The organism is Xenorhabdus budapestensis (genome assembly GCF_017743015.1).
In the GTDB taxonomy this organism is placed as follows: domain Bacteria; phylum Pseudomonadota; class Gammaproteobacteria; order Enterobacterales; family Enterobacteriaceae; genus Xenorhabdus; species Xenorhabdus budapestensis.
This window is the reverse complement of sequence record NZ_CP072455.1, coordinates 3,300,422-3,324,689: the sequence shown is the minus strand read 5'-3', so window position 1 is coordinate 3,324,689 and position 24,268 is coordinate 3,300,422. Positions and strand designations below refer to the sequence as shown.

The window sequence follows — 24,268 nt, the reverse complement described above, 5'->3', positions numbered from 1 at the left end:
GAATGATAGCAGAGAAGCATTCAGTATTCAGAAAAGGTGCGGTGTTATCACTGGTTATCGCTGTGGTGATGGTCATTACTGTAGCGGCAGGCTGGGTCGGGCTGCATCAGGCAGAAAAACTTAATCGCATTCACCACTGGGTGACCGAAACCGGGGGAGTCTGGTTAGTCTGGCGGTTAGGCCTGTATGCGGTACTGGGTTGGGGCGGTCAGAAAACCTGGCAAAGGGTAAAACATCTGCCGGCATACCGCGCCGCGTTGATGCGGATGATGGTGGTCAGCCTGCTGTTTATCCTGTTGGGTGAGTATGCCCTGTCAGGCAATACCGGAGGCACACGATGACGGCCAACAGCTATCTGGAATATTTTCTGACACTACTTGGCTGGGTCATCAACAATGGCCTGTGGCACATCCTGATTGCGACCGGACTGTTTACGCTGCCGTTAGTGGTAAAAGTGATTGCTGTCTGGCTGAAAGTCAGAGAATATGGCGAAGAAGACGGTCAGGCCGGGTTACAGTCGCTGGCCCGGATTGAAAACACCCTGTATGGCGCGTTCTTCGTGATGGTGGTGTGTTGTGTGCCGCTGGTCAATGTCAGCCTGACCACCCTTCAGTACGATACTTCCCGTGCCAAAAGCTGTGGCACCTGGACACCGACAGCGCCGGATAACAGTGGCTATGCGCCGGTGATATCCAGCCTGAATAATCAGACCGCGGCTGTGCCGCTCTGGTGGGCGGTGGTGCACCGGTTATCCAAGGGACTGACACAGGCGGCGGTGGCGTCCATTCCCTGTCGGCCGGATCTGCGGCAACTGCGCTTTGACGTGCAGCACACCCGCATCAGCAACCCGGCACTGGCGGCGGAATTGCAGGATTTTACCCACGATTGCTATGCTTTAGCGCTTTATCAATGGAAACAACGCGATCGGGAACACACCACCGATCCGATTATCCTGAATGATATCGGCTGGCTGGGTAGCCGGACGTTTTTAGCCGGGGATTACCGGACGCTGCAATCCCGCCTCCCCCGGGCGGATTTTCCGTGGCAGGAGAGCCGGGATAACGGGCGGCCGTATACCGGGCCGAATGGTTATCCGACGTGTCAGGCCTGGTGGTCAGCCGCTCAAACCGGTCTGAAAGACCGGGTACTGGCGCAGGCCGATCCGGGGGTGTGGTTGCGCCTGTCAGCGACCCTGAAAATACTGGGTAAAAACACGTCGGCTTATCAGGAAGCGGTGATCCGCCGTCTGGTCAGCCCGGTGAATCTGACGATTTCTCAGGAGGGCTATGTCTACGCAGGCTATGGAGGCAATGCCGATCCCACCTTGTTGGATGGCGCTAATCGAATCGGCACTTCCGCAGGGGCTTTATTGGGTGGATTACTCAGTATGCCGATGTTCGATGCGGTACGTCAGGCACTGCCGATGATGCAGGCAGTGATTTTGATGGCCTTGTATATCTTAATCCCGTTGATATTGTTGTTTGCGGCCTATGAATTTAAGACCATCTTTACGCTGACGTTTGTGATTTTCGCACTGAATTTCCTGACGTTCTGGTGGGAACTGGCGCGCTGGCTGGACAGCCATTTACTGGAAGCGCTGTACGGCTCAGACACTCACAGCCTGTTTAATCTGGCGGGTATTCAGAACACCTCGGATGATTTAATCATGGGGCTGGTGATGGGGACGCTGTTTATTGTCCTGCCAATGGTTTGGCTGGGGGCATTAGCGTGGGCCGGGGTGCGGATGGGCGATGTAGCTGGCATGATGAGTCAGGGCGTGGGGCAGGTCAGGCAGTCTGCCGGCATGTTCGGGCAGATGGTGATGCAGAAGATGATGTCCAAAGGAAAGTAATCAGATTCACTCTTTAAAACTTAAGGGACAGGATGCTGTTCCTTAAGTTGAGTCTGAATTTTATATTTTCCTTTTTTTAATCTATTGATAATTATTTCGATAATTTAAAGAAGTTATGTTGACGCGTTAATGTTTTAATGCATACTCTTCTCCATTTGGATTTTATATTCACATAAATACCCAACACTGATGACCTGCATCACAAAGCAGTAAATTATTGAAGGCCATTTCAGTCAATATGGCTTATATATGAATTGCTATAATATCATGTTTATATCGATATCCTCTTTAGGGTAGTAGACGATAATTTAAGATAGAAGCCTCACGGGTTGCAACCCGTGAGGCTTCGCTACTTATTATCATGTCAATAAATAGTGTGTAAAAGTAGTTATTGGAAAATCTTCATGGGATTAGATGTCTTATTTAAATAATTAAATAAAATTTCAGGTGGTTCCCATATTCTGTGTGTCTTGAGGAATAGGTGTTTTCATTATTTTTAATGTATCACAATAAGAAAAATTGATTTGGCTGATTTTATTTAAATGTGCAGGTTAGTTATTTCGTTATTGAATTAATAATGAAAATAGTTAGATTAGAACGCATTTAATGGGCTAAAAAATGGATTAAAAAAAAGTGACGAACGATATAAATGAAAAGGGTAAGAGCAAGAAAAATAAAAAACATACTGACTATTTTATCCCTTACAGAACGACGTATGATTTACGTTTAAGTAAAAGGGAGCCTAATTTAATCAACATACTGAGACAGGTTCAAGGCTATGAATATGGATTTTTTACCGTGTTGGGTGTCCGTCCTTGGTCTCAGCGGAGTGGTGGGAAAAATAATTCCATCTATGTCGTCAGATGCCGGTGTGGTAAATATGCGGTCAGAACATTAAAAGCTATAAGAAATCCGAATAATGTTAATGACATGTGTGTGCATTGCCAGCACCTGTTTAATCGAAGGCGTAAAGAAATCTTTCACACGACAGGAGACGATGTGGATTTGTCAGAACTAACCGGAATTAAATGTAAAATTCCTTTGGAAATAAAAGAATAAGAAAACAGCGTTGTGCTTCGGGATTGAGTTTGAAGAATACATCTTATTCTATGTGAGATCTTCCTGTTTCCATAGCAGTAGATCATTGGAAATTAAATAGCTTTTTTAGGGGAAAGATTGACAATGAGCGGGAGAATAACTCTCCAATTTGATAAGAGGATTAATATGGCTTCCCGCTATGCCTGAAACATACGGTACCATTATGTTTAGCGAAAATATCAATAACATAGTTTCATTACGGTAAAAAATAAACCAGAAGAGCGCGGGGATCTTCTGGCCAATTTTTAAAAACTACTAAATTCTATCTTCTTGGAGGGGAAACTATCAGGAAATGACGTGCATTTGATTTTTTTTGATAAAATACCCTCTAAAAAATCAGAGAAATTTTCTTTTCTATATTCAACTTCTGGTGCCCTTGCTGCAATAATTGCTACATTCCATGAATCACTATTAACTGATGATGCGACCCAAAAAATATAATCACCATTATCAGTAACACCTATAGGAAGTAGCCCATTAGGATCAGGATAAAGAATAAAAGGATAATAATCTGGATAAGAATCAACAAGAGATTGAAAATCTTCTATAATCCATTCCTTCTGCCTGAAAAAATTCAAATCATCATCTTCGCTAAACGGGTTAAATATAGTGATAAAATCAGCAATTTTTCCAGTGCCATATTGCGTTATAAAATCAATATAATCTTTAGGGAAAGAGTGCTGATCATCTATCAATGTCCAATTTTCATTCTGGCCATTCTCATTTGGATGCTCAGGCAGGGGCAATATACTATTTAAATTTTTCATACTCATTACCTACATTCCTGGGGGTTAAGAATAGTTACATATTCATAGAAGCCACCTGAACCTTCAGCTTTTATTGTGATACTTGCTGGAATTCTGAAAGGTCCTTTATAAATAGGAATGGAATTCATTTCAACAATTTCTCCTCGTTCTAAGGCTTTCCTTATGTTTCCTTCTATTTCACTCATGCTTGATGCTGATCCCTGACAGCAATGCCTCGCAATATGAAGCACTGAATAGCTTTTCAAAATGATAGGAGTATTCCTTACCCTGCGTGTCACGCGGGGTAAGGAACACCGCATGCTGATATTCTCACTATTATGAAAAGGTATATAGTACCAACAAGACCAACTCAGTGACATTAACCTGTAGGGAACGGATTGATTGGAGAATATATAGTAGGAGAGCAGGGATTGAACGGTTATTTGCCACGGTAGGCACAAAACACAAAAAAAGAGCCGGAATATCATGGAGATTATTCCGGCTTTATCTATTTAATTAAATATCATCTAAATTACTTTCGTCAAAATACCATATTAAAAAATCGTTAAATGAACTCCAGCGTGGATTTATTTTGCCTTCTATAAAAGAGTCATACTCAGACAGATTAAAATCATAAACTGAGTTATTTTTCTTATTAAATAAATACATACCTTCACTTTCATCTGATGTTAAAGGAATATAATCATCAGATAATTCATACCTATCTTTTATATAATCAAATTGTTCTTTTATATCATCGATATCTAATAGATCCGCTATAGGTTTGGGACTGATTAGATCACAATATATTTCCTGATAAAAGGATGAGAACTCTGATGACAGATCTATACCCAAAGCGCGTATGGCATCAACGCAACTAGCGTTATCTTCTCTCAATATATACCAGTCTTTGGATTTGATATAATCACTTACTTTTTTTGGTATCACGATCCGCCTCCACATTTAGTATTTCTACGAGCTAACTCTTGTTTCGCCCTATCTTCCCAATATTGCTTTCTATCAGCATCGAATGCTTTTCTATCTACTGGGTAATCTGGATGTTGTTTATTTCCATAAGGGTGTAGTGCTTCTTTCCCTTTGCCCTTACGCGCTCTGTGTGTGACATTACTAATTTCAAATAAAGATCCTCTGGCATCTTGACGTGAATGATGTAGGTTTATCTGAGCAGGTCGACCATTCTTGATTATATACGGAGTCCCCCCTTCTGATGCACGTTGTAAGTTAGTTTTTCCTTTAACTTTTAGATCCCAATCAATATCTTGCTGATAAATCTTATATGTCTGGCCAGTTCCCTTATTTGCCGCCGAAGTCCAGGTAACTTGTTCTGTAAAAAACTGATTTAATCCAAATGGATCTACCCAACCTACCGGATTATGTACATAAGAATACGGATTAAAACCACCTTCAAGGTTCAGGGGGTCATAGGGAAGGTTCCGGTGCGGTTATACGGTTTTAAGCGATTTTTTCCTTGACTATCAGCTTGTTAAAGAACCGTTTTTACCCGTTCCGCCCATTCCCGCGAACCTAAAATGCCGAAGTGCACTTTTGGCCTGTTTTTACGCTTGCTCCGATGTGCAGTATAGCGCCCTTTTTCCCCTGTGATGGGCTGAACAGCCTGATTTTGTGCGATTTTTCACGGCAACGGGCGAACGTCGCCCAACTTGCTTGAGCGGCGGGCGCACGTTCTGCGGGTGCGGGCGGCACAGAGCCTGCCAGCGGCGCCCTGCGACGCTCTGGTGCACGGTTGCTTTGGGCTTTGCCACGGTTTTGCATGACCGCTTTATTCAAGGGAAGCCCCCTCTGGGGGCTGCACGGGGCGGCGATGGCGAGCACGGCAACGAGCGAGGAGCGCCGCGACTGCGAGCCGCGCGCAGCCAGTGCAGCGGGGTCGGGGCGGGGGAGGTAAAACCGCGGAGGCCGCAGGCCGACCTGCCTACAGCGTTGTTGGGTGGATGAGAACACGGCAACTAAAGCAGAAGCCGATCCGATGCCGGACGCTGGCATGGTGTTCCGGTTCGGCGCGGTGTTTGCCAAGCTGGTGCTCAGACGCTGACAGCAGAAGGCGCAGCCTTGTGCGTCACACCCGGCGATGCCGACCAGCGGGGGCGCAGACATAATGTATATTATACGCTGCGAACCGCTCTCTGATACTTCTGGCTGGCTGCGGGGCTGCCCGGTGAGTGGCGTATAATTCCCTCACATTATGTTGAGTGGGCTTTGGGCGGCCTGCACGGTCTGAACGGGGGCATCGTGGCTCAGGCCGGCCATTGCCCACGTACCCCCGCAGACACTGAAGCTGACGGGCAGTCCGGCCACGGTCTGCCCCTGCACTGAACCCAGCAGACTCAACGGGGTAGATCGGGCTGTCCGGTACGCTGTGGTTTCGGGTCTGTGTCGGGTTCTCCGCTGGCACCGCCTGAGCTACTCTTTGGCGGTTCGGTATGACTGTCTGCTTCCGACTGGGTTTGGGTGTTACGCTCGGCCGGATGGGTCTGGCTGTGAACCTGCTTGAGCTGTTTGATGGCAACCCGCGTATAGACCTGGGTCGTGTTGAGCTTCTCATGTCCCAGCATCGCCTGGATATGGCGGATATCGACACCGTTGTCCAGCATCTGCGTCGCCATTGAATGCCGGAACAGGTGGCAGGCGCCCGGCTTGTCCAGTCGGGCCTGCTGCCGGATGGCTTTGCCCGCGATGTGCGTCAGGTGCCCCGGACTGAGCGGCCTGCCCTTCTGCGAGATAAACAGGTAGCCACTGTCATACACCTCAGCCAGCTGTGGCCGGCCCTGCACCAGATAACGTTTCAGCCAGCTGTGGCCGGCCCTGCACCAGATAACGTTTCAGCCAGCTTAACGCTCGTTCACCGATGGGCACCACCCGGTCTTTGTGGCCTTTGCCCTGATTGATGACCACCGCCCCGCGTTCGACGTCAATATCCCCCCGCCGGAGCTGGCGCAGCTCCATACGCCGGATGCCACTGCTCCAGAGGATTTCCAGCATCACCCGGTTGCGCTGCCCCAAGAGACTCGGGTCGTTAAGACTGTCCAGCACCTGCGCGGTTTCACGTTCACTCATAATCTGGGCGGGCAACCGTTTCTCTTCTTTTGGCAACACCATCTGCTCGGCCGGGTTGTAGAGGATGTGGTGGCGTTGCAGCAGCCAGCGGAACCACAACCGCAGTGTGCCCAGGCGTTCACGCTGGCCGTTGTTGCTATAAGGTTGGCCGTCGGCCTTGCGGTAGGCCCGCAGATAGCGTTGCCAGCTTTCCAGCAACCCCAGCGTGACCTGTGCCGGATACTGTACGGTGCGCTGCTCACACCAGTCGACGAACGGTAACAGTCGTTCCCGGTAGCTTTCCCGTGTGCGCGGGGTTTTTCCCTGCGCGGCCTGTGTATCCAGGTACGCTTCCAGTTGCTGGCGCAGGGTGGCGAACAGAGGGGTATGTGGGCTTGTCATCGGATTTTCCTTATTTTTCGTTGTGTGAGTAGAGGGAGGGCAGTACGGTATGAGATTGTTTATTGATGTTGCCGGAACAGTGATTTTGGGACTGCCCCGACCGATTAGCATTGAAGCCTTGTTGCATCAGCCTTTGCGGTGATATTGGCAACCCGACCCACTACCGATCAGAGGCCGACCTGCGGGCGACCGATAACCACCTGACCCCGACCGGACAGTATCGTACCGACCATTCAGGGCACGATCAGGCCGCACAGATGCGAAGCATCACCGTCTGCCCCGTCGAACAGCAGTTCATAGACGAACGTCAGGCCGTGACGGTGCAACAGCAGGTATTCCATTTCGACCAGTCGTGAGAGATGCACCTTGAGCTGGGTATCACCCCACTGCACTGTATCCCGTAACTGCTTGCGGGTAAACAACATTTCATGGCGGAGCTGGCCGCTGTTTCTGACCCACGCCTGTATCTGCAGCAACAACCTGCGGGTCTGCGGCGGCATCTCATCGAGCGTCCGGCCTAAGATTTCATGCGCTAACTGATTGGCGAGCCGGATATCGTCTTTGCTGACTTCGATATATTCAAGCCGCTTGCCACGATGCTCAGCGGTCTTGATCTCCCGCTGATACTGGTGCAACAACGCGATACTCTGGATCAACGTCAGGTATTTCATATGGTCACGGCGGGTACGGGTTTTGTCTGACATAAAGGTCAGCTGGCTGGCATAGGGATTGACCACATTCAGCGGTTTCAGCAGCCGCTGGGCATTCTGGTGCAGTGCGGTGAGATAGTCCCGCTCGTTTTCAGCCAGCAGGCCTTCGAGTGTCTGTTTCTGGCGCTGCAACGCATGGATAGCTTCGGTCTGTTCGCGGGATTCATTGACCGTCAGCACCAGACAACGGTTCAGCAGTTCTTCATCCACATCAATGGCGGTGGTGGTGAGCATCAGCATCACCGGGCCTTTCACGGTGTAGCTTTTGGTGACGAGGTTTCCGGTCGCTTCATCCTTGCCCGTGCTCGCCATCGTCAGCTCGCCATCACTTTGCAACAGCTTCAGCGCATAGGCGGCCTGCCGTACCCCTTCTTCTTCGGCGATAGCTAATATCTTGTGCTGGAGATTAGTTTCACCGAGATAGAACAGGCTTTGCCCGGTCATAGCGCTGTACTGGATGCGCTCTTCCTCCGGGATCAGGTTCAGTACCGCCTCCATCAGCGAGGATTTCCCGGCGGCGCTGCTGCTCTGGATCAGCACGGCTAACGGTTTGGGTAACTTTCGGCTCACCGCCGCCAGATAGCCCGCAAGCAGATTGGTGGATTCACCAACCACGCCACAGGCGGCTAAGTCAGCGGTAATACGTGCCGTCAGGTAGGGATCTTGCAGTAACGCCAGTGCCGCTTCCCGTTCAGCGATCCCCATCGCCGGTACGCGGGGTTCGGTGCCTGAGGTGGGTTGCTGTTGCCCCTGTTCGACGGCCAGCAACACCTGCCCCAGCGAACGCCGCAACTCAGCCTCTCCCAGCCCCAGTTCGGTGGCGGCCAGTCTGGCATAGCTGTTTCGGCTGCGGGCACTCATCAGGTCAACCCCGTCGGCGAACAGGACGCCGCTTTGTGTGTCCAGCACCTGCGCATTGAGTTTCATCGTGGCAGCGCCTGCTTTGACTGCGCCCATGCCCCGTAAGCACCATTGGAGTGTGCCGATCGAGATAAGCAGCTCGCCATGCTCACCGGATTCACACACCACATTCGGCGTCACGCCGGGCGCGGGTTCAGCCGCTAAAGAGGAAGCGGGTTCTGGCGCGGTGTCCGGCTTAGGTGTCTGGCGCTCAAGTGCCACCATATCCGCGGCATCCTGCATCGGCACGGCACTCTCAATCAGCAGGGCAAAGGCCGATTCGGGTTCCGCCATCTGGCACAGGCAGGCATTGGCATCCATTCCCGGTGGGAACACCACGCGCAAGGGCGTGATCCCTTTAGCAACCAGTGCTGCCGCCAGTTTCACGGCCGCATCATTGCCCGCCGTATCACTATCAAAGGCAATCAGGATTTGCCTGATACCGTGCTGTTTAAAGATCTGCCAGTGGTCAGCGGTGACGCCGTTCACCCCATAGGCGGCGGTGACATTGCGATGACCAGCGACCCAGAACGACATCGCATCAATCAGCGATTCGCACAGGATCAGCGTTTTGGATGCCCCCAGCGCGGCGGCATTCCAGACCCCTTGATGTGCGCCCGGCAGGTACAGATGGCGGATAATGGACTGGCGCTGATCGCCGCCGATTTTACGCCCGTACAGCCCGTGCACCTGCCCCTCAGCGCTGATAACAGGGATAACCAGCGATCCGCGCAGATGCTCGCGCCCGTTCTCCCGCAATACCCCGGCTGCCTGCAAGCGGGCGCGGATCTCCGCCCCGGCTTTGATCTTCTTCGGCGGCAGACGGTAGCCCAGCGTGCGGTTGGCAAAGCCCAGTTTAAACTGCGCCACTAATTCAGGATGGTTGAGCCGCCGTTTCGCCAGATAGGCCTGCGCTTCCGGGGCATTCAAAAGTGTATGGTGATAAAACGCAACCACCCGTGACAGCAACACCTGCTGCCCGATGGCATCACTGGTCAGCTCTTCCGGCTGCACCAGCGGCTCGACCGCCGGATTGTGCCCCAGCACGGCACGCAGGCGCTCCACGGCATGGCGCAGGCTCAGGCCCTCGGTTTGCATGACCCAGTCCAGCACCGACCCGCCCGCATCACAGCCAAAACAGTGGTAGAGATTTTTCGCTGGGGTAATGACCATCGAGGGCGTTTTCTCCTCATGGAACGGGCACAGCACGGTCATGTCTTTGCCGCGTTTAAAAAGTTGCCGCCCCTGCTGCTTAATGATGGCAACTAAGGAGACGGCGGCTTTCAGGTGCTGTAATTCTGCGTCGGGGATGCGAGCCATAATTTCGTTCCTTCAAAAAACCTGTCAATACGCATTATTGGTTTATTGTTACATGCATATATGGTATATTGCAAGCACCACTTACGGAACTGGGGGTTAAAGTGCTGTCATTATTTTCTTTTCGGTTAATGACTATGGACTTTGGTAAACGACTGGCAACGCTACGTAAGGATCGTAAACTAACACAGGCGGCTTTGGCTGAGAAAGTGGGATGCCATATCACAATGGTACGCCGCTATGAATCAGGTGAAGTACAGCCTACGCTGGATGTGATACGTAAGCTGTCCCGTGCTCTTTCTGTGAGAGCAGATACGCTGATTTTTGATGAAGGTGAACGAGGACCGGATGAAGAACTGCTTTTACAGTTTGAAGCGGTTAGCCAATTTTCCCCTGAAGAGAAGGAAGTGGCGCGGGTTCTTCTGGAGTCATTGATTTTAAAGCATGACGCCAACCGATTCAGTCGGAGTAAATAGAACTGGCAACTAAGTAGAGAGAATGTTTTTAACGCGGTTCGGCCGTGTAGGAGCACGACCTAGCCGCTAACCACAAGCAACTATAGGAGTAGTTACTATGGCTAAGGCGCATTCTAAGCAAAACCGTGCAGTAAATAAAGCCGTAAAAACAGAACGTTATTACACCGTGGGATACGTACCGCAAAACGGCAGGCCGAACCCCAGACCCGCGATAAATTTAACGGGAAGATGGCTTAAACAGGCCGGATTCGATATTGGCGGCACACTCACCGTCAAGATTATGGAGGGCTGTCTGGTGCTGATCCCCGACAGTGACGAGACTAACAGCCTCAAACAGCAATACCAGCGCCAGCGAGAGCAAATCAGCGAAATTAAGCTGAAAATGCGGGAGCTGCTTGGCGACTACACAAGCCGCTAAGGGCTGGGAGTGAGCCGCTCTTAAAAAAATAAAGCCGGAAGATCATGGGGATCTTTCCGGCTTTTCCAACTCAGAAAAGATTATCTTGGATAAAAGAAATAACCTCCTCTTTACTTAATTCAAACTCAGGACCGGCATCCATTCCTTTCAAATAATCCACGACATATCTCAGTTTTTCATCGTCTATATCGTAATCAAGGTAAAATTCATATGCATATCTGGCAATATTGGAAGGTGTATAATTCTCTTGCAATATTCTATTTAGACCATTTATGAATATATGGGTTAATTCCTCCATCAGATACCCCCCTGTTTACAGTTAATAGCTTTTCCTGTATCAGTTGCCAAACCTGCATCTATATCTGCTTTGGTTGGAGGATAATGAGGTAAATTAAGGACTTGACCATTCTGCATCTTAGGATGCACACGATTAACTTTACCCTCATGGTTATAAGTTTCTTCCCATGATCTCACACGACCTGTGGCTGGATCCCACTCTGTAACATGAGAACGTCCACGTGTTGGCCCTGGATTTCTAGCTAATGCTTCTTTGTCGTAATAACGTATTCGACCATCAGGTAAGTGACGAATATTTACAGCAGTTCCTTGAGCTTTTTCCAGTGCTCTAATCTTTCGTTGTAATAATTTGGCATTATGTGCACTCGTTAACCCAAAAGGATCAACCCAAGACAGCGGATTATGCACATACGAATACGGATTCACCCCGCCCAGCAGCCCGATGGGGTCAGGGCTGATGTACTGCCCGGTCTCCGGCGAGTAATACCGGAACCGATTATAGTATAATCCGCTTTCCTCATCCTCGTACTGCCCCATAAAACGCAGGTTGCAGTTAACATGATAATCTGCATCATTGGACGCAATCACCTGAGAATGATCTGCCTGCCCCCAGGTTCTCAGCCGCTGCGCCAAGATAAGCTGGCCGGCCTCGTTGAGCATCTCGCGCGGCGTCCCCTGATGGTCACTCACCACATAGTGCAGCTTGCCTCGCTCAAAACGTGCTGACGGTGTGAGTGCGCCCGGTTCGTAGAGCCAGCGGACACGCTGATTTTCCACCGGTGTGCCATCCGCATAAAGCGGGGTTTCCTCAATGAGCTGGTCGCCGCTCCACAAATAATCATAGCCCAAAATGGCATCGGGTTTCACTGTTAAATCCGGTTTACCGTCTAGCCAGCGCTGTAAATTGGCGGTGGCCAGTTTACCATCATATACTTTCAGCTTGCGGATACGCCTCCCAAACGCATCGTATTGATAGTGCCATCGTGAGCCGTCCGGGGTTTCACATTGCGTCAGTTGATTCAGCACATCCCAGCGATAGCGCCAGATTTGTGGGCGGAAACCGTCACGCTGCTCGGTTTTTTCAATAAGTCGCCCGCTGGTGTCGTAACGATAACGGATATTGCCGTACTGCACCACCCGCCCCGCTTTCTGGCGTTGCGTGATTTGTGTGATTGCACCATGCGCATCTGTCGGAATATGCTGGTTTAAGTTGCCATTGGCATCATAACTGAACTGCTCTTCATACGGGCGTGCCCCCTGATACAGGGTCTGTGTTATCTGACCGTTAGTATTGTAACGGTAACGCGTCTGTCCCCAGCGGCCATCATCAATCACCCGGATGTTATACGCCCGGTCATATTGCCAACTACGGTTGACTGCCGTGGCTTGTGGGGGGAAGTGAGGATCGTTTTGTTGCAGGGTTTCCCGGAACAGGGGAGTTGACCTGCCTGCTGACTGATGAGACAGCAAACCCGTTGCGGTATAGCGGCTGGCCAGGATAAAGCCGTGGGCGCTTTCCCGCACCGTTTCCTGTCCCAGTGGGTCATACTGTAAAGACAGCGGGCTGTGTTGGTTAAACTGGAAACGGTCTAACCAGCCCATCCGGTTATAACCCAAATGCAGTGTATCTTTGCCCACTGTTTCTGCGACAGGCAGGTCGTTGAGGTCATCCCATTCATGCGAGATTTCACGCCCGTTCAGACGCTCACTTATCAGATGCCCGGCCTCATCATAATCAAATTCCACCACTGCATCCGCGGAGACGGCCCGGATCATCCTGCCTTTGGGGTCGTAGGTATAGGCAGTCTCGGCCTGCAAGGTATATTCCAGTTTTCCGGCCTGCCAGTATTCCTGCCGCAAAATCTGGTCGTTAGCATTATAACAAACCCGGATCAACTGGCCGTTGGGATACCGTGTCAGGATTCGGCGCCCTGCCCGATCATAGGTATAGTCGATCGTACGTCCTGTAAAATCGGTTTCACGGATAATTTGCCCGGCTAAATCCCGCTCATAGCGATACGTTTCACCGGTGGCCATCGTCACGCAGTTCAGGCGAATTAAGCGATCATAACCAAAATGCAGAACCGTCCCATCCGGGCGGGTGAGCTGAGTCAGCAGGTCAAAGGCGCCATAGCTATAACGGGTGCTATTACCCTCGCCATCGGTAACCGCCGTGACCCGGCGTTCATTGTCATAGCTGATGTGCTGTTTTACCCCATCCGGCAATTCAATTTCCGTGACGCTGCTTTCCGGGCTGGCATGGAATGCACAGTGCTGATAACGGGTTTGCTGACCCAGCGCATCGGTTATACCACGCAATCGCCCCAGTCCATCCTGTTCATAGCGGGTGGTATAACCATTGGGCGCCAGAACACCATGAAGCCGGTGTTGTTCATATTCATAACGCCATTGGGTGCCATCCGGCAGTACCCGTCTGAGGATTTCGCCATGCTGGTTGTAACGGTACTCTTCCAATCGACCTTGCGGGTCGGTCACCGCATCCAGTGCGCCCTGGTCGCTGTAGTGAAAAAGCCACGTTTTGCTATCCGGCAGTTTGGCCTGCAACAGTTGACCGTATTCATCATAATCGTAGACAAATACCTCACCGGAAGGTCGTGTCAGTTGGGTCAGTTCACCGTAGGGCGTATATTCAAACTGCGTTTTTCTGCCCAGAGGATCGGTTTCAGAGAGTAGATGGCTCAGATCCCATTCCAGTAGAGTTTCCCGCCCCAGAGGATCAACTTTGCGGGTGATCTGGCCGTCCTCATTGTACCAATAGCGGGTACAGCCGCCTTCTGCATCCAGATAGGTCGTGACCTGGTTGACATCATCATATAAAAAACGATCCTGCCAGTAGCCTTGTGGCGTGCTGACCGAGACTACCCGCCCCCGGTTATCATACTCCATCGACACATCTGTTGAATCCGTGTCATGCCAGCGGGTCATATAGCCACGGGGATCGTATTCGTGCCAGAGGTGACTGAACTGAAACGAATGGCATTCTGACAGATAATCTTGTGCGTTGTACTGACAGGTGACCAGCGTCTGGCGCAGTTCTTCAGTCAGGTACGCGATAGAAGCCAAGCGGTTTTGGTCGTAGTCCAGTAATAAGCGATAACCATCGGAATGGATAACCTGTGACAGCCGGTATTGTTGCTCTCCAAAGGGATCATCATAATGGAAAGTGATTTGGTTATTGTGACGGTCACGGATCGCAGACAATAAACGTTTATCGCCTGCCGACTGTTCAAAACTCAGCGTTAATTGCGTCTGACGATCAAACAGGTGCAACCCACCTGTTAACGTGCCAAACAAAAGATAATGCCCGGCATGCAGGTTAACCGAAAACACGTTTTCATCCGGCGTATGGAAGGTGTAGACAACACCATCTGCATCGGTAAAATGCGTCACTTCCCCCGCTCGCCTCAACTGCTGCGACCAGTCATCAGACCACTTAGGACCGAACAGGCCGGCAAAATTTTCGGTTGAACGGTAAGTACGGGTCAGTGACAGCGGCAAGGTGCCCGGCAGGGAGAGCATCGGCCACTGTTGCAGAAAATCCCCGGTTGCCATGTCGACCGGATCACTACAACAATCATCTTTTTTGGGGTTTTTACTTTGTTTTTGCGCCGATTCTCTCGGTTTCTTAGAATTCGCTCCGCTTTTTTTATTGTGCGGCAACGGCAGCAATCCGGCAATCACCACCAGCCACTGCAACCACTTGTTGTCCTCCTGCAAAATAGGAAGAGCCTCTCCTGTTTCCTGAGTGATAGCAATCGATCCCGCCGCACTGTTGATATTGGCGTCACAGGTCGTGCGGTGCCCCAGCCGGGCAATCGGCTTACCATTGGCAAACACGGTTTTCGCGCCCTCGGCAACCACCCCCGGCGGATGATCACTGCACGCCACGGGATCGCCTTTCCGTGCGACCGGTTTACCCTCAAAGAATACATCGGGCGATCCCTCGATAATTGTCCCGGTATTGCTGCCGTAGTTCCCGAGTGCGGCACCGATACTGGAACAGACGCCTCCGACAAATCCCCCCGCCAGTCCCCCGGCAGCGGCCCCCACGACAATCGCCAGAGCGGCCCCGCCCGTGCCGATCACCAGAGCGCCAACCACAACCGCTGCCACTGCCCCGATTAAAATCCCTCCTAACGCCCCCCACAGGCTCGCATTTTTGTTCTGATGAGCAATCGCATCTCCCACCCGCGCCGGATTCTCACCTTCAGTGGATACTTTCTGCTGCCCAAAGATACCGGCAAGCACCGGTGCTACCGTGGGGGCGATCGCATCCCCCACCCATGTGCCGATTTTCGCCCCGAGTTTTGCCGAAGCCACGCCCGCCACAAACGCCGCACCGCCGACCGGTCCCTTGGTAGCAAAAGCATAAGTCCCTGCGGCAGTTAGACTCATATTTTCGAACGTTTCACTTTGTAAAAAAGTCAGAGCCTTATCCGAAAAGGAGGGTTCAGTTTGTGGTGGTACAGGAAGGGGCGGCCCCTCCCGTGCTGATGACGGCACGTAGACCTGCGGCGGAATATACGGCCGCCCTGCCGCTGCTGCGCCAAACATGATATTTTGTGTGACACCCATAGCTGCCTCCCTGTCAAGATCTTGGTGTTGACGTTTGCATGTCACGCAGTTTGAATGTCATCATCATCGCCTGCATTTGCGCTCGCTGTACGTCAGTCATTTCCCCCTGACAGGTACCGGTGAATATTAACACCTGAGTGGGAGCATTGAGCATCATCATCAGCTGATGCACCACACCGTTCGGCGAACGCCAGCGAAACTCAAAGGTCTCGGTCTCAAACCCGTTCAGCTCACCGGATTCATGCGTTACTGCTTCATAATCTTTCAGTTGCTTGCCAATCGCCGTCATTTCACGCTCAGCGAACTGACTGAATGCCAGTCCCCAAGGTAAGTTGTCGCGGGAGATGGTGAAACTGGTGCCATTTTTTTCATCTGGGCTGTTCAACACCAGAATACTGGCATCCTGCCAGCTGGCGGGCAGCATAATAGTGCCTTGATTGAAGTGGAAAGGCGCGAGATCAGGTTGATTGTTCATGGAAGTTCCTTCTGGCTTGCCGCAATTTAAAAATAACTATGCGTTATTTGTTGATGTTAACCTGGCCACCTAATACGGTAACCCCGCTGGCATTGAGTTCAATACTGGCGCCCCCGAACGAAATTTTAATGTTGGCTTTCGTCATTTGGATGGTGCCGCTGCCGACTTTCAGCGTGATATCATCCTGGGCTTCATACAATTGAGTTCCCGCCCCGGCTTTACCGGCGTTTGCTTTCACCTGTACCACATTGGCTTGTGTACTGCGTTTCTGGCAGATGTTCTCGGTCAGGTTGCCTTGCTGCACGGTTTTATATTCATCCCCTGTCTGGATGAGCAGGCTCCGGTTACCGGCTTCCACAACTAAACTCTGGTCATTTTTTACCGTCGTCTGCATATCCTTCTGTGCATGCAGAGCCAGCCGCTCACTGCCTTTCGCATCCTCAAACAACAGCTCGTTGTAACCTTCACCTTTGTGAGTTTTGGAGCGGAGGGCCATCTGGGTTTTGCTGCCCGGCAGGCCGCCCGGCGGGATATTGCTGGCGTGATAGGTGCGCCCGGTGACGATCGGTTGATCCGGGTCACCATGCAGAAAATCCACGACCACTTCCTGCCCGATACGCGGAATAGCCAGCATCCCCCAGCCCTGACCGGCCCACGGCTGGGTGACCCGTATCCAGCAGGAACTCTGGTCATCGCTCTTGCCGTAGCGATCCCACGGGAACTGGAGGCGGATACGTCCATACTGGTCACAGAAGATTTCTTCCCCGGCCGGGCCGACGACTTTGGCGATTTGTGGGCCGTCAATCACCGGTTTCGGCAGCGGTGATGGGCGCCAGTGCTGGTTATGGCGGATAAAGTGAAAGTGGCTGTGTAACGTGGTACCTGTGCCACTGTTAGCCGTTTCTAGCGCTTGCGGCTGGCTGCCGGAATGACTGGTGGCTACCACCTGCCACGGCTGATTCAGATCTTCACGTGGATGGTTGCTCAGGGTGAATAATTTCCCCGGCTGAATAGCAATGGCATTGCCGCGTCCCTGTCCCATGACGGCATTATTACGCAGCGCTTCCAGCCGGTAACGGGTGAAATCTTTCCCGTGGGCTTCATCCTTAAAACGCCCCGGATAATCATAATGTTCGTAGTACAGTTGCTGAAGAGTATCTTCTTTCATCTGCTGGCTGAATTCAGCCGGCCACGCTGGGTTTTTGAACGTATAATCTTTAAGCTGCACGTTTGCCGGACGAACCTGCGCCCGATGAGTCAGACTGCTGACAGACGGCTCACCTATCGTGCTGGTCTCCCCCGGTTGATAAGGAAAAACCTTGCCCAGTGGTACCGAGCCACAGTCATCGGCAAACACCAGCGTATTGCGTCCGTTACCGCATTCAAAGAAATAGAAAATACCTTCTTCCGCCGTCAGACGTTGCAGGAAAGCGAAATCTGTTTCCTGATATTGCACGCAAAACTCCCGTTCAGGGTGGGCATGGCGCAGACTAAAGACCACATCACGGATACCGTGCTCTTTCAGTATCGTGGTGATAATGGCGGCAATATTCAGTTGCTGGAAGATACGCGAATTCTGGCGCAGCGTTGTGCGCCACAAATCCGGACGGATACTCATCTGGTAGGTGGTCTGGTGTAACCCGGTATTGCCCTGCTCAAAGCCGGCTACAATTCCGGTGATACTGCGTTGTTCGACGCCATCCTGCGTGATAGTCAGCGTAGCCGTGTGATCGAGTACCGCTGGAAAATCAATCGCCGGATCAGCACTCCCCAGCCCGACTTCCAGCTGAAACGGCTGGGAAAAATGTTCACTCAGGGTGAAATCGGTCACCACAAAGGTTTCCGGGGGTAAACCGCCTGCCGTCAGCGTAAATTGCAGACCACTGGGGGAACTTCCTGCACCCCCACTGCCGCCCGGTAACTGACTGGCTTTTTGCAGGGCTTTGCTGGCTGCACTGTGTCCGGAAGCCGCTTTTTGGGCCAGCCCGCCCGCAAAGCCACCACCGGGGATAGCGTTTCTGATACCCCCCGGCAAACTACTGGCCGGGTTGCCCTGCGACACCAAAGATTGCCTCTGTTTTAGTTTGGCGAGGACTTCTTTATCGGCAATACGCCGGGTCAGTTTGTCTGCAAGGTCTTTGCCTCCGCCGCCCAGCAAATCGGAAGCCTCTTTCCCTTGCTGAATATACGATTGCCCCTGTTGTAAATTATCGAAGATTTTTTTCTCTGACACGGTGTATCTCCCTGAGTTGATGACGAAACATGCTGACATGGCCTGTCCGGACAAACAGTACGGCACACAATTTAAACTTCACTCACGTTGTCGCTGACAAAGGTATTAATCCAGGACGCAATTTATTGTCCAATAAATCGGTTAATTCGGTTCAGTAAAATAGTGGGAATAATAAATAACGCGCGGATAAAAACCAAATAAGACTCAGTGAAATAGAAAATCTTCCCCGGCAATAACAGCGTAAAAAATTAAAATACTTGCCGTTCTGGTATAATATGCTGATTTTTTATCTATGGAAGTGCGGTTATTTTATCCATTTCTGTCAAGAAATAGCGCAAAAATGACATAAAAACTTGAATATTAAATATAAAGAAAATTTAAAAGTCATGATCATTCTCGTTTTATGATTAATATCACAGAAATCATTTTTGAATAAATAAGCGCATTTATTAACGCCATTATTAAATAAGTCGTCATAATAATAATTGTTATTTGAGTTAAATTTAAAATAGGGATACATCATCTGTTGCCATATAGCGTTAATATCACTTTGTGATAATTTTTATATAGGAAATATAAAAATGGTTTTTATCTTTTTTAGCGAAACAGAGAATTAATTGAATTAAACATATCCGGGATAAAATAAAGCACTGCGTCAAACAAAAGGTTGACCGGAGCGAATGCAGTCATTAACCTCTGTCACTGTTATCTCAGTGATCTCATCGCCTGCAAGGATCACCCATGAGGTGGTGAAATTAAAACTCCCGTAGCCTGAAAGGGAGTGCAAACATTGCGGTAAATCTGCGCACTTTTGGAAGCAGATATCTTCGGACACCTAACCCTCCGTCTGATGATGAAAGTCTCCCGGTGTGTTCACCACCGGCTACTCATCTGGCAGGGCAGAATAGGCTCTGTCTTACGCAGAACAAGACCGTTTTCATCGGTACAAAATTTAACTGCGTTTTGAATTTATCACAATAAACGTCCCGCATATTGCGCGGCGTCACTTGTGTTGAAGCGCAGCGATTACCAAGTGACGCCGCTGGACGGCCAACGTCCAGAGCATATCCGGTCTGGCTTTACGACCGATTTGAACTACGCATTACTCAAAGTCACCCGTTATTTCAGGCATTTTCTAATCCTGAATCCTTTTATTCGTTTGTTTTTTAACCCCATGCCTGACAACAGGCTGATGCAGTAAAAAAGGAGAAATCACACCACGTCATGATTAATGAGGCGTTCATCCTGACGAAAATCAGGCACTGAACGGGGAGTACTCCACCGCCGTGTTCAGCACGTAGCGAACTCCTGCAAAAACTCAACGCAATTTTCCCCTGCTACACATTATCTGACGCACCACGGAACGGTGAACCTGAACCGACACGCAGGGACTTATTTAAGAACAAATGAAAAAATAAGCAAATGAGTAGGAGATGCGGGGATGACGCAGAAATCGGCACGTTCAAAAATCGAACGATTCAGAAAAGAATTTATCACCCATGCCCGAAACGGGCGCGGAAGTTTTGCTACGGTCGCAGATCGAGAACGGATTGCCCGGCAATTCCTTCACTTTCTGAAAGACAAGGGTATCAGGCTTCGACAAATGGACAGTCTCAAAGCCAAATATATTGAGCGCTATATTGCTGAGCGTAAGGCCAACAAGATCAGCCACCGAACCCTGCAAAATGAGATGTCAGCCCTGCGGACGATTTTAAGGCTGGCGGGCAAACCTAAACTGGCCGCACCGGATAACCCCCGTCTGAGTAACCAGGCACTGGGTATTGTCGAGACGAGTCGCACAGGCACTAAAACGGCATTAATGCCTGCGGAGTTTCAGGCGGTTTTCCAGCAGGTTGAGCAAAAAGATCGGTGCGTGGCGGCGGTCATGCAACTGGCATATGTACTGGGGCTGCGTACCAAAGAAGCGGTGGAAGCTTATAAATCCTTAGCGACCTGGAAAAAAGCGCTGGAAAACGGGTATACCTCAGTGCGGGTGGTATTCGGCACCAAAGGCGGGCGCCCCAGACAGACGCTGATACTGGATCGGGAAGCCTTACTACATGCTATTGTCTACGCTGAATGCGAGCAGGCAGGGCGCAGCGGCAAACTGATTGATAAACCGACGGTTATTCAGGCCATAGATCGTTACCGGTATATTGTCAGAAGTGCCGGTCTGAGCGGCAAGAAAGCCCCACACAGTATGCGTTACCATTTTGCTCAGCAATCTGGTGAACATTACAAAGCGCAGGGTTTCAGCGAGCAGGAAGCACAGGCACTGGTATCAATGGATTTGGGGCATGGCGATGCGCGGGGACGCTATATCCGGCAAGTGTATTACCAGAATATTGAGGGTGAATAAATAAACGTGTACTGATTTATACACGAGCCTGATTTTATGGTAGGTACAATACAGCTTAATCTTATATTTGGCTAACCATTCATTTATCTATCTCTAACTGATTTTTGCCCCGAAGTGAGTTAAACATACTTTGTATTGACGTCAGTTATATCGATTTATTGAGCATCTCTAATTCAATTTGTGTATTGCTTATTCATATTTGTCCATGTTAGTCGCATGAAACAAATCGATTTATTAATCAGTTATACATACCATTATGCAGATAGCTGTGGCTGCGCACTTTGCTCGTAAATTTGTCAAGACCAAGCAAGAAAACCAACAAAATCAACGTAAAAAGCACCGTTACGTTTTAACGAAAAAAGTGATGCTTTTGCTGTCAATATAGATAAATCTAATATTTTAATTGGGGTAGACACACATGATAAAAAATATTGCGGAACTGCTGCAAGCTTTCATGAACGAAGAGACTGCCAAGCTAAATACGTATGAGTTGAAGCATGGTCCAACAATCGGAGATATGTATGAAGGATTATCTACTGAGCTATTGAATCGAGCAATTCCACCACAGCTCAATTTACAAATCGTAGATGGGTTTGTAACTGATGGTGATAAATTTTTATCGGGTCAAATGGATTGTATGCTAGTACGTGGTGAAGGAGAGAAAATTCCGTATACCAACTCGTATAAATGGCATGTCAAAGATGTGTTGGTTGTATTTGAAGTAAAGAAAAACTTGTACTCAAAAGATCTTATCAACTCATTTTATAAATTAAGACAGGTGACTGAAAGTTACTTCAACTACCTTTTTGAGGGAAAACATGAGGAAAATAAAACAATAGATTTATCTCCTTCTTACAAAACCTTCTCACAAATTACAGGTGTTACTGCTCCAAGTTATCATGACAGAGAAACCCTTACTCAAGAAAATGAACTAATCTACACCACAGTTTTTATGGAGCAATTAATGCCTGTCAAAATTGTCCTTGGATATGATGGTTTTTCTTCTGAATTTGCTTTGCGAGAAGGGCTTATTAAATTTCTTGAAGAAAAAGCAGAAGAAAAAGGAAAAGGAAAAAAAGGTGAAGGTTATGGAGTTCCATCTTTTCCACAATTGATTATATGTGGAAAGCACTCATTAGTTAAAAGTAATGGTAGACCGTACTTGTCTCCAATGAGAGATGGATATTGGGATTTTATGATGTCAAGCAAGGCGAATCCAGTATTGCTTATGCTTGAATTAATTTGGACAAAGTTGTCGTTTGAATTCGATATAGGTATGCCTTGGGGAGATGATATCGAGATTGAGAGGTTAAACGAATTTCTAAGAGCCAAACCAGTGATAAATGAAGATCAAGGTGGCTGGATGCTTAAATATGATGTGCTATCTAAAGATATTCTTGAATCAAGAGAGTCATCAGTGGAATGGAAACCGGTAGAAATACCATCTTCTATATATACTATATTTTGCCAATTAACGCAAAGTAATGTGTGTACTAAAAAACCTGATTTTATAGAATTCGCTGAGAGAGAATTTGAAAGTGTCAGTAAGTGTGTAAATGAAATTACTTCAACTAATCTTGCTTCATTTGATGGTGAATTTCTATCGTTAAACGCTGAAAATCTTATTACAGCAGTATTACCTGATGGTCGTTTTGTTATTGCAGAAAATAGCTCAGGACGCTTCGAGGCTTGGCTGAAAAGAAGATTATGACAGAGTATTTAATGTGACTCTCAATGGCTGACGTACCAAGTTCAGAGGGGAGTCTCGTGTTTAGGGTGTAATGGACTGGGTTTGGTGGCAGAATGTCCACGCCTCAATATATGGAGTTAATTCTGTTCCTTACCCTAACTTACTCCTATCCAGAAGCGAGTTAGCGCATCTGGTTATACCCTGAAATTGGCGTTGGTAGAGTGTACTCTAATCAATTCAAGTGAGTAACTTCACGTTTCTGACATTATTTTCAGTATCAGAAAATGAATTACCGCTTGATCGTACTGTTCCCATTGGTTAGCGTAATCAGACTTATCAATGATCCGGTCGCTTGTGAGGATCGCCTTCGGGCAGCGACACGAATACTCCCGTAGCCTGCAAGGGAGCACACACTGTGTGGTACATCTGCCCACCTTTGGAAGCAGATATCATCTTTATTGATGATGAAGGTTATTTAATCCACCCTGGCATGACGCCAGCCACCCAACGGGGAATACGTTTCCCGTCGGGCAAGGTGTTCTCCGTTGTTTTTAAGGAGTCCACAATGCAACAAAACGAAACCAGGACAACGGTGCATGCTGTACCGGCGTCTGAATTGTCCCCTTTTGCGGACGTCTTTCCGCGAAGCAGCCCCCTTGAACTGATACTGCTGGAACACACGGTCATTAAAGCGGCGGTCACGCTGTGTGAAGATTACCGGTGTGATACATGGCAGTGCCGGAAAGTGTCGGACAACATTGCCTATGCTGTGCCGACACGCGCTGACACGTATGGAGTCAAAATCGAGACCACTGACTTTAACGGCGAAGTATCCGCGGATACGTTCGGGCTGATGGTCACCCTGAGCGTACTTGGCTATCTGACGGCACTGATGAAGCAGGATGAAGTCGCTGAACGGTTTTGTGATTTGCGGGCATACGCGCTGCAACATCCCCAGGCCCCGTGTATTCGGGCGGCTTTAGGTTTAGCGGGAGCATGACGATAATTTAATCTACCCTGGCACGATGCCAGTCACCCGGACGGGGAACATTTTTCCCGTCGGGCAGGGTGTTCTCCGTCTTTTTTATTGACAGGAGAACATGATGCAAAAAAGTGAATTTATCATGCTGGACAGTCCTGCGCTGTCTGCGGCATTTCCCGGCAAAAAACCGCTGGAGCGGTTGTTTCTGGGGTTTCTGATTGCCAATACCGCCTCACAGTTATGTGGTGAATATCAGTATGAATACTGGGACAGGCGGGATGTTTCTGAACAGCTGACTTATCTGGTGCCGACATCCGCCGCCACCTATTCTGTCTGTCTGCCGGACAGTGCGTTAACCGTCACGTTGTCTGCTGATGCCTTCGGGCTGGCGGTGACGTCAATCGTGCTTGCCCGTATCGCGGTACTGAATGAACCGAATGCGGATGCCTGTCGGTTTCGCGAATTGCGGGAATATGTGAATCAGCATCCGGAAAACGCTCTGATAGGGTCAGTCATGACATTGGGACCCCACGAGGACTTTATCAGCCCGTCATTAATCGAAAATCAAAATAATCACTCTCACTAACGTTATCAGCCCGTGATGCTGTTAACCCTTTTCTTAAGCGCCTGACCAGGGAACCG

The 24,268-nt window shown here is 49.4% G+C and carries 23 protein-coding genes; 10 read left to right on the top strand and 13 right to left on the bottom strand.

Translation table 11 applies throughout. The features are described 5' to 3' along the window. The first annotated feature begins 2 nt into the window (after positions 1–2). The 3 genes from HGO23_RS14495 to HGO23_RS14485 all read left to right on the top strand — a co-directional run bounded on the left by HGO23_RS14495 (position 3) and on the right by HGO23_RS14485 (position 2,911). Positions 3–341, top strand: coding sequence for a hypothetical protein (locus tag HGO23_RS14495; protein ID WP_209027071.1), 339 nt, complete (start codon positions 3–5; stop codon positions 339–341). Next, a complete protein-coding gene (locus HGO23_RS14490) occupies positions 338–1,852 on the top strand; it encodes a conjugal transfer protein TraG N-terminal domain-containing protein (protein ID WP_209027070.1) in 1,515 nt (504 codons plus the stop codon). Before HGO23_RS14495 ends, HGO23_RS14490 begins: the two co-directional genes overlap by 4 nt. A gap of 633 nt (positions 1,853–2,485) precedes the next feature. After that, the gene (locus tag HGO23_RS14485; protein WP_209027069.1) at positions 2,486–2,911 is read left to right on the top strand and encodes a hypothetical protein; all 426 of its coding nucleotides are present in this window, start codon (positions 2,486–2,488) and stop codon (positions 2,909–2,911) included. A gap of 284 nt (positions 2,912–3,195) precedes the next feature. Here HGO23_RS14485 and HGO23_RS14480 read toward each other — a convergent pair whose 3' ends face one another. The 8 genes from HGO23_RS14480 to HGO23_RS14450 all read right to left on the bottom strand — a co-directional run bounded on the left by HGO23_RS14480 (position 3,196) and on the right by HGO23_RS14450 (position 10,103). Further along, positions 3,196–3,723 carry an SMI1/KNR4 family protein gene (locus tag HGO23_RS14480; RefSeq protein ID WP_209027068.1) on the bottom strand — a complete coding sequence of 176 codons (528 nt, stop codon included), beginning with the start codon at positions 3,721–3,723 and terminating at the stop codon, positions 3,196–3,198. Continuing rightward, the gene (locus HGO23_RS14475) at positions 3,723–3,902 is read right to left on the bottom strand and encodes a hypothetical protein (protein ID WP_244967815.1); all 180 of its coding nucleotides are present in this window, start codon (positions 3,900–3,902) and stop codon (positions 3,723–3,725) included. Before HGO23_RS14475 ends, HGO23_RS14480 begins: the two co-directional genes overlap by 1 nt. A gap of 310 nt (positions 3,903–4,212) precedes the next feature. Continuing rightward, complete coding sequence (locus HGO23_RS14470) at positions 4,213–4,644, bottom strand: SMI1/KNR4 family protein (protein ID WP_209027067.1); 432 nt, start codon at positions 4,642–4,644, stop codon at positions 4,213–4,215. Further along, positions 4,641–4,973 carry an HNH/ENDO VII family nuclease gene (locus HGO23_RS20080; protein WP_425330519.1) on the bottom strand — a complete coding sequence of 111 codons (333 nt, stop codon included), beginning with the start codon at positions 4,971–4,973 and terminating at the stop codon, positions 4,641–4,643. Before HGO23_RS20080 ends, HGO23_RS14470 begins: the two co-directional genes overlap by 4 nt. A gap of 268 nt (positions 4,974–5,241) precedes the next feature. Beyond that, positions 5,242–5,505 carry a hypothetical protein gene (locus tag HGO23_RS14460; RefSeq protein ID WP_244967814.1) on the bottom strand — a complete coding sequence of 88 codons (264 nt, stop codon included), beginning with the start codon at positions 5,503–5,505 and terminating at the stop codon, positions 5,242–5,244. Between the two features lie 557 nt (positions 5,506–6,062). Next, a complete protein-coding gene (locus tag HGO23_RS19985) occupies positions 6,063–6,482 on the bottom strand; it encodes a tyrosine-type recombinase/integrase (RefSeq protein WP_342355490.1) in 420 nt (139 codons plus the stop codon). A gap of 1 nt (position 6,483) precedes the next feature. Beyond that, a complete protein-coding gene (locus HGO23_RS19980; protein WP_342355489.1) occupies positions 6,484–7,173 on the bottom strand; it encodes a tyrosine-type recombinase/integrase in 690 nt (229 codons plus the stop codon). Between the two features lie 233 nt (positions 7,174–7,406). Continuing rightward, positions 7,407–10,103, bottom strand: a complete 2,697-nt coding sequence (locus tag HGO23_RS14450) for a CHC2 zinc finger domain-containing protein (RefSeq protein ID WP_209027066.1) — start codon at positions 10,101–10,103, stop codon at positions 7,407–7,409. A 101-nt stretch (positions 10,104–10,204) separates the two neighbouring features. Between HGO23_RS14450 and HGO23_RS14445 the strand changes: the two genes are divergently transcribed. Both HGO23_RS14445 and HGO23_RS14440 read left to right on the top strand, forming a co-directional pair. Then, on the top strand, positions 10,205–10,576 hold the full coding sequence (locus tag HGO23_RS14445; RefSeq protein ID WP_244208751.1) for a helix-turn-helix domain-containing protein: 372 nt from the start codon (positions 10,205–10,207) through the stop codon (positions 10,574–10,576). A 97-nt stretch (positions 10,577–10,673) separates the two neighbouring features. After that, positions 10,674–10,994, top strand: coding sequence for a SymE family type I addiction module toxin (locus HGO23_RS14440; protein WP_209027065.1), 321 nt, complete (start codon positions 10,674–10,676; stop codon positions 10,992–10,994). A gap of 70 nt (positions 10,995–11,064) precedes the next feature. Here HGO23_RS14440 and HGO23_RS14435 read toward each other — a convergent pair whose 3' ends face one another. The 5 genes from HGO23_RS14435 to HGO23_RS14415 form a co-directional block, all read right to left on the bottom strand. Beyond that, on the bottom strand, positions 11,065–11,292 hold the full coding sequence (locus HGO23_RS14435) for a hypothetical protein (RefSeq protein WP_187652303.1): 228 nt from the start codon (positions 11,290–11,292) through the stop codon (positions 11,065–11,067). Further along, positions 11,292–15,887 (bottom strand): RHS repeat-associated core domain-containing protein, encoded by a 4,596-nt coding sequence (locus HGO23_RS14430; RefSeq protein WP_209027064.1) that lies wholly within the window; start codon positions 15,885–15,887, stop codon positions 11,292–11,294. The genes HGO23_RS14435 and HGO23_RS14430 overlap by 1 nt, the downstream gene beginning before the upstream one ends. A 13-nt stretch (positions 15,888–15,900) precedes the next feature. Further along, complete coding sequence (locus tag HGO23_RS14425; RefSeq protein WP_231571671.1) at positions 15,901–16,311, bottom strand: DcrB-related protein; 411 nt, start codon at positions 16,309–16,311, stop codon at positions 15,901–15,903. Positions 16,312–16,405: 94 nt separating this feature from the next. Continuing rightward, a complete protein-coding gene (locus HGO23_RS14420) occupies positions 16,406–18,595 on the bottom strand; it encodes a type VI secretion system Vgr family protein (RefSeq protein WP_244967813.1) in 2,190 nt (729 codons plus the stop codon). A 655-nt stretch (positions 18,596–19,250) separates the two neighbouring features. After that, positions 19,251–19,430 (bottom strand): hypothetical protein, encoded by a 180-nt coding sequence (locus HGO23_RS14415; protein WP_209027063.1) that lies wholly within the window; start codon positions 19,428–19,430, stop codon positions 19,251–19,253. Positions 19,431–19,604: 174 nt separating this feature from the next. On the opposite strand from HGO23_RS14415, the gene HGO23_RS14410 reads away from it, so the two are divergent. The 5 genes from HGO23_RS14410 (at position 19,605) to HGO23_RS14390 (ending at position 24,212) form a co-directional block, all read left to right on the top strand. Beyond that, positions 19,605–19,796 (top strand): hypothetical protein, encoded by a 192-nt coding sequence (locus HGO23_RS14410; protein ID WP_209027062.1) that lies wholly within the window; start codon positions 19,605–19,607, stop codon positions 19,794–19,796. 240 nt (positions 19,797–20,036) lie between these two features. Continuing rightward, on the top strand, positions 20,037–20,954 hold the full coding sequence (locus tag HGO23_RS14405) for an integrase domain-containing protein (RefSeq protein WP_209027061.1): 918 nt from the start codon (positions 20,037–20,039) through the stop codon (positions 20,952–20,954). A gap of 418 nt (positions 20,955–21,372) precedes the next feature. Continuing rightward, positions 21,373–22,665 (top strand): DUF6602 domain-containing protein, encoded by a 1,293-nt coding sequence (locus HGO23_RS14400; RefSeq protein WP_209027060.1) that lies wholly within the window; start codon positions 21,373–21,375, stop codon positions 22,663–22,665. Positions 22,666–23,059: 394 nt separating this feature from the next. Beyond that, positions 23,060–23,644: an antirestriction protein gene (locus HGO23_RS14395; protein WP_244967812.1), complete on the top strand. Its 585-nt coding sequence runs from the start codon at positions 23,060–23,062 to the stop codon at positions 23,642–23,644. Between the two features lie 103 nt (positions 23,645–23,747). Continuing rightward, on the top strand, positions 23,748–24,212 hold the full coding sequence (locus HGO23_RS14390; protein WP_209027059.1) for an antirestriction protein: 465 nt from the start codon (positions 23,748–23,750) through the stop codon (positions 24,210–24,212). The last annotated feature ends 56 nt before the right edge of the window (positions 24,213–24,268 follow it).

Excerpts from the sequence above, each read along its gene's own strand:
- HGO23_RS14425 (WP_231571671.1), bottom strand. The coding sequence starts at position 16,311 with ATGCTGCCCGCCAGCTGGCAGGATGCCAGTATTCTGGTGTTGAACAGC.
- HGO23_RS14495 (WP_209027071.1), top strand. The coding sequence starts at position 3 with ATGATAGCAGAGAAGCATTCAGTATTCAGAAAAGGTGCGGTGTTATCA.
- HGO23_RS14435 (WP_187652303.1), bottom strand. The coding sequence starts at position 11,292 with ATGGAGGAATTAACCCATATATTCATAAATGGTCTAAATAGAATATTG.
- HGO23_RS14405 (WP_209027061.1), top strand. The coding sequence starts at position 20,037 with ATGACGCAGAAATCGGCACGTTCAAAAATCGAACGATTCAGAAAAGAA.
- HGO23_RS14400 (WP_209027060.1), top strand. The coding sequence starts at position 21,373 with ATGATAAAAAATATTGCGGAACTGCTGCAAGCTTTCATGAACGAAGAG.
- HGO23_RS19980 (WP_342355489.1), bottom strand. The coding sequence starts at position 7,173 with ATGACAAGCCCACATACCCCTCTGTTCGCCACCCTGCGCCAGCAACTG.
- HGO23_RS14440 (WP_209027065.1), top strand. The coding sequence starts at position 10,674 with ATGGCTAAGGCGCATTCTAAGCAAAACCGTGCAGTAAATAAAGCCGTA.
- HGO23_RS14450 (WP_209027066.1), bottom strand. The coding sequence starts at position 10,103 with ATGGCTCGCATCCCCGACGCAGAATTACAGCACCTGAAAGCCGCCGTC.
- HGO23_RS14490 (WP_209027070.1), top strand. The coding sequence starts at position 338 with ATGACGGCCAACAGCTATCTGGAATATTTTCTGACACTACTTGGCTGG.
- HGO23_RS14390 (WP_209027059.1), top strand. The coding sequence starts at position 23,748 with ATGCAAAAAAGTGAATTTATCATGCTGGACAGTCCTGCGCTGTCTGCG.
- HGO23_RS14480 (WP_209027068.1), bottom strand. The coding sequence starts at position 3,723 with ATGAGTATGAAAAATTTAAATAGTATATTGCCCCTGCCTGAGCATCCA.
- HGO23_RS14430 (WP_209027064.1), bottom strand. The coding sequence starts at position 15,887 with ATGGGTGTCACACAAAATATCATGTTTGGCGCAGCAGCGGCAGGGCGG.
- HGO23_RS14475 (WP_244967815.1), bottom strand. The coding sequence starts at position 3,902 with ATGAGTGAAATAGAAGGAAACATAAGGAAAGCCTTAGAACGAGGAGAA.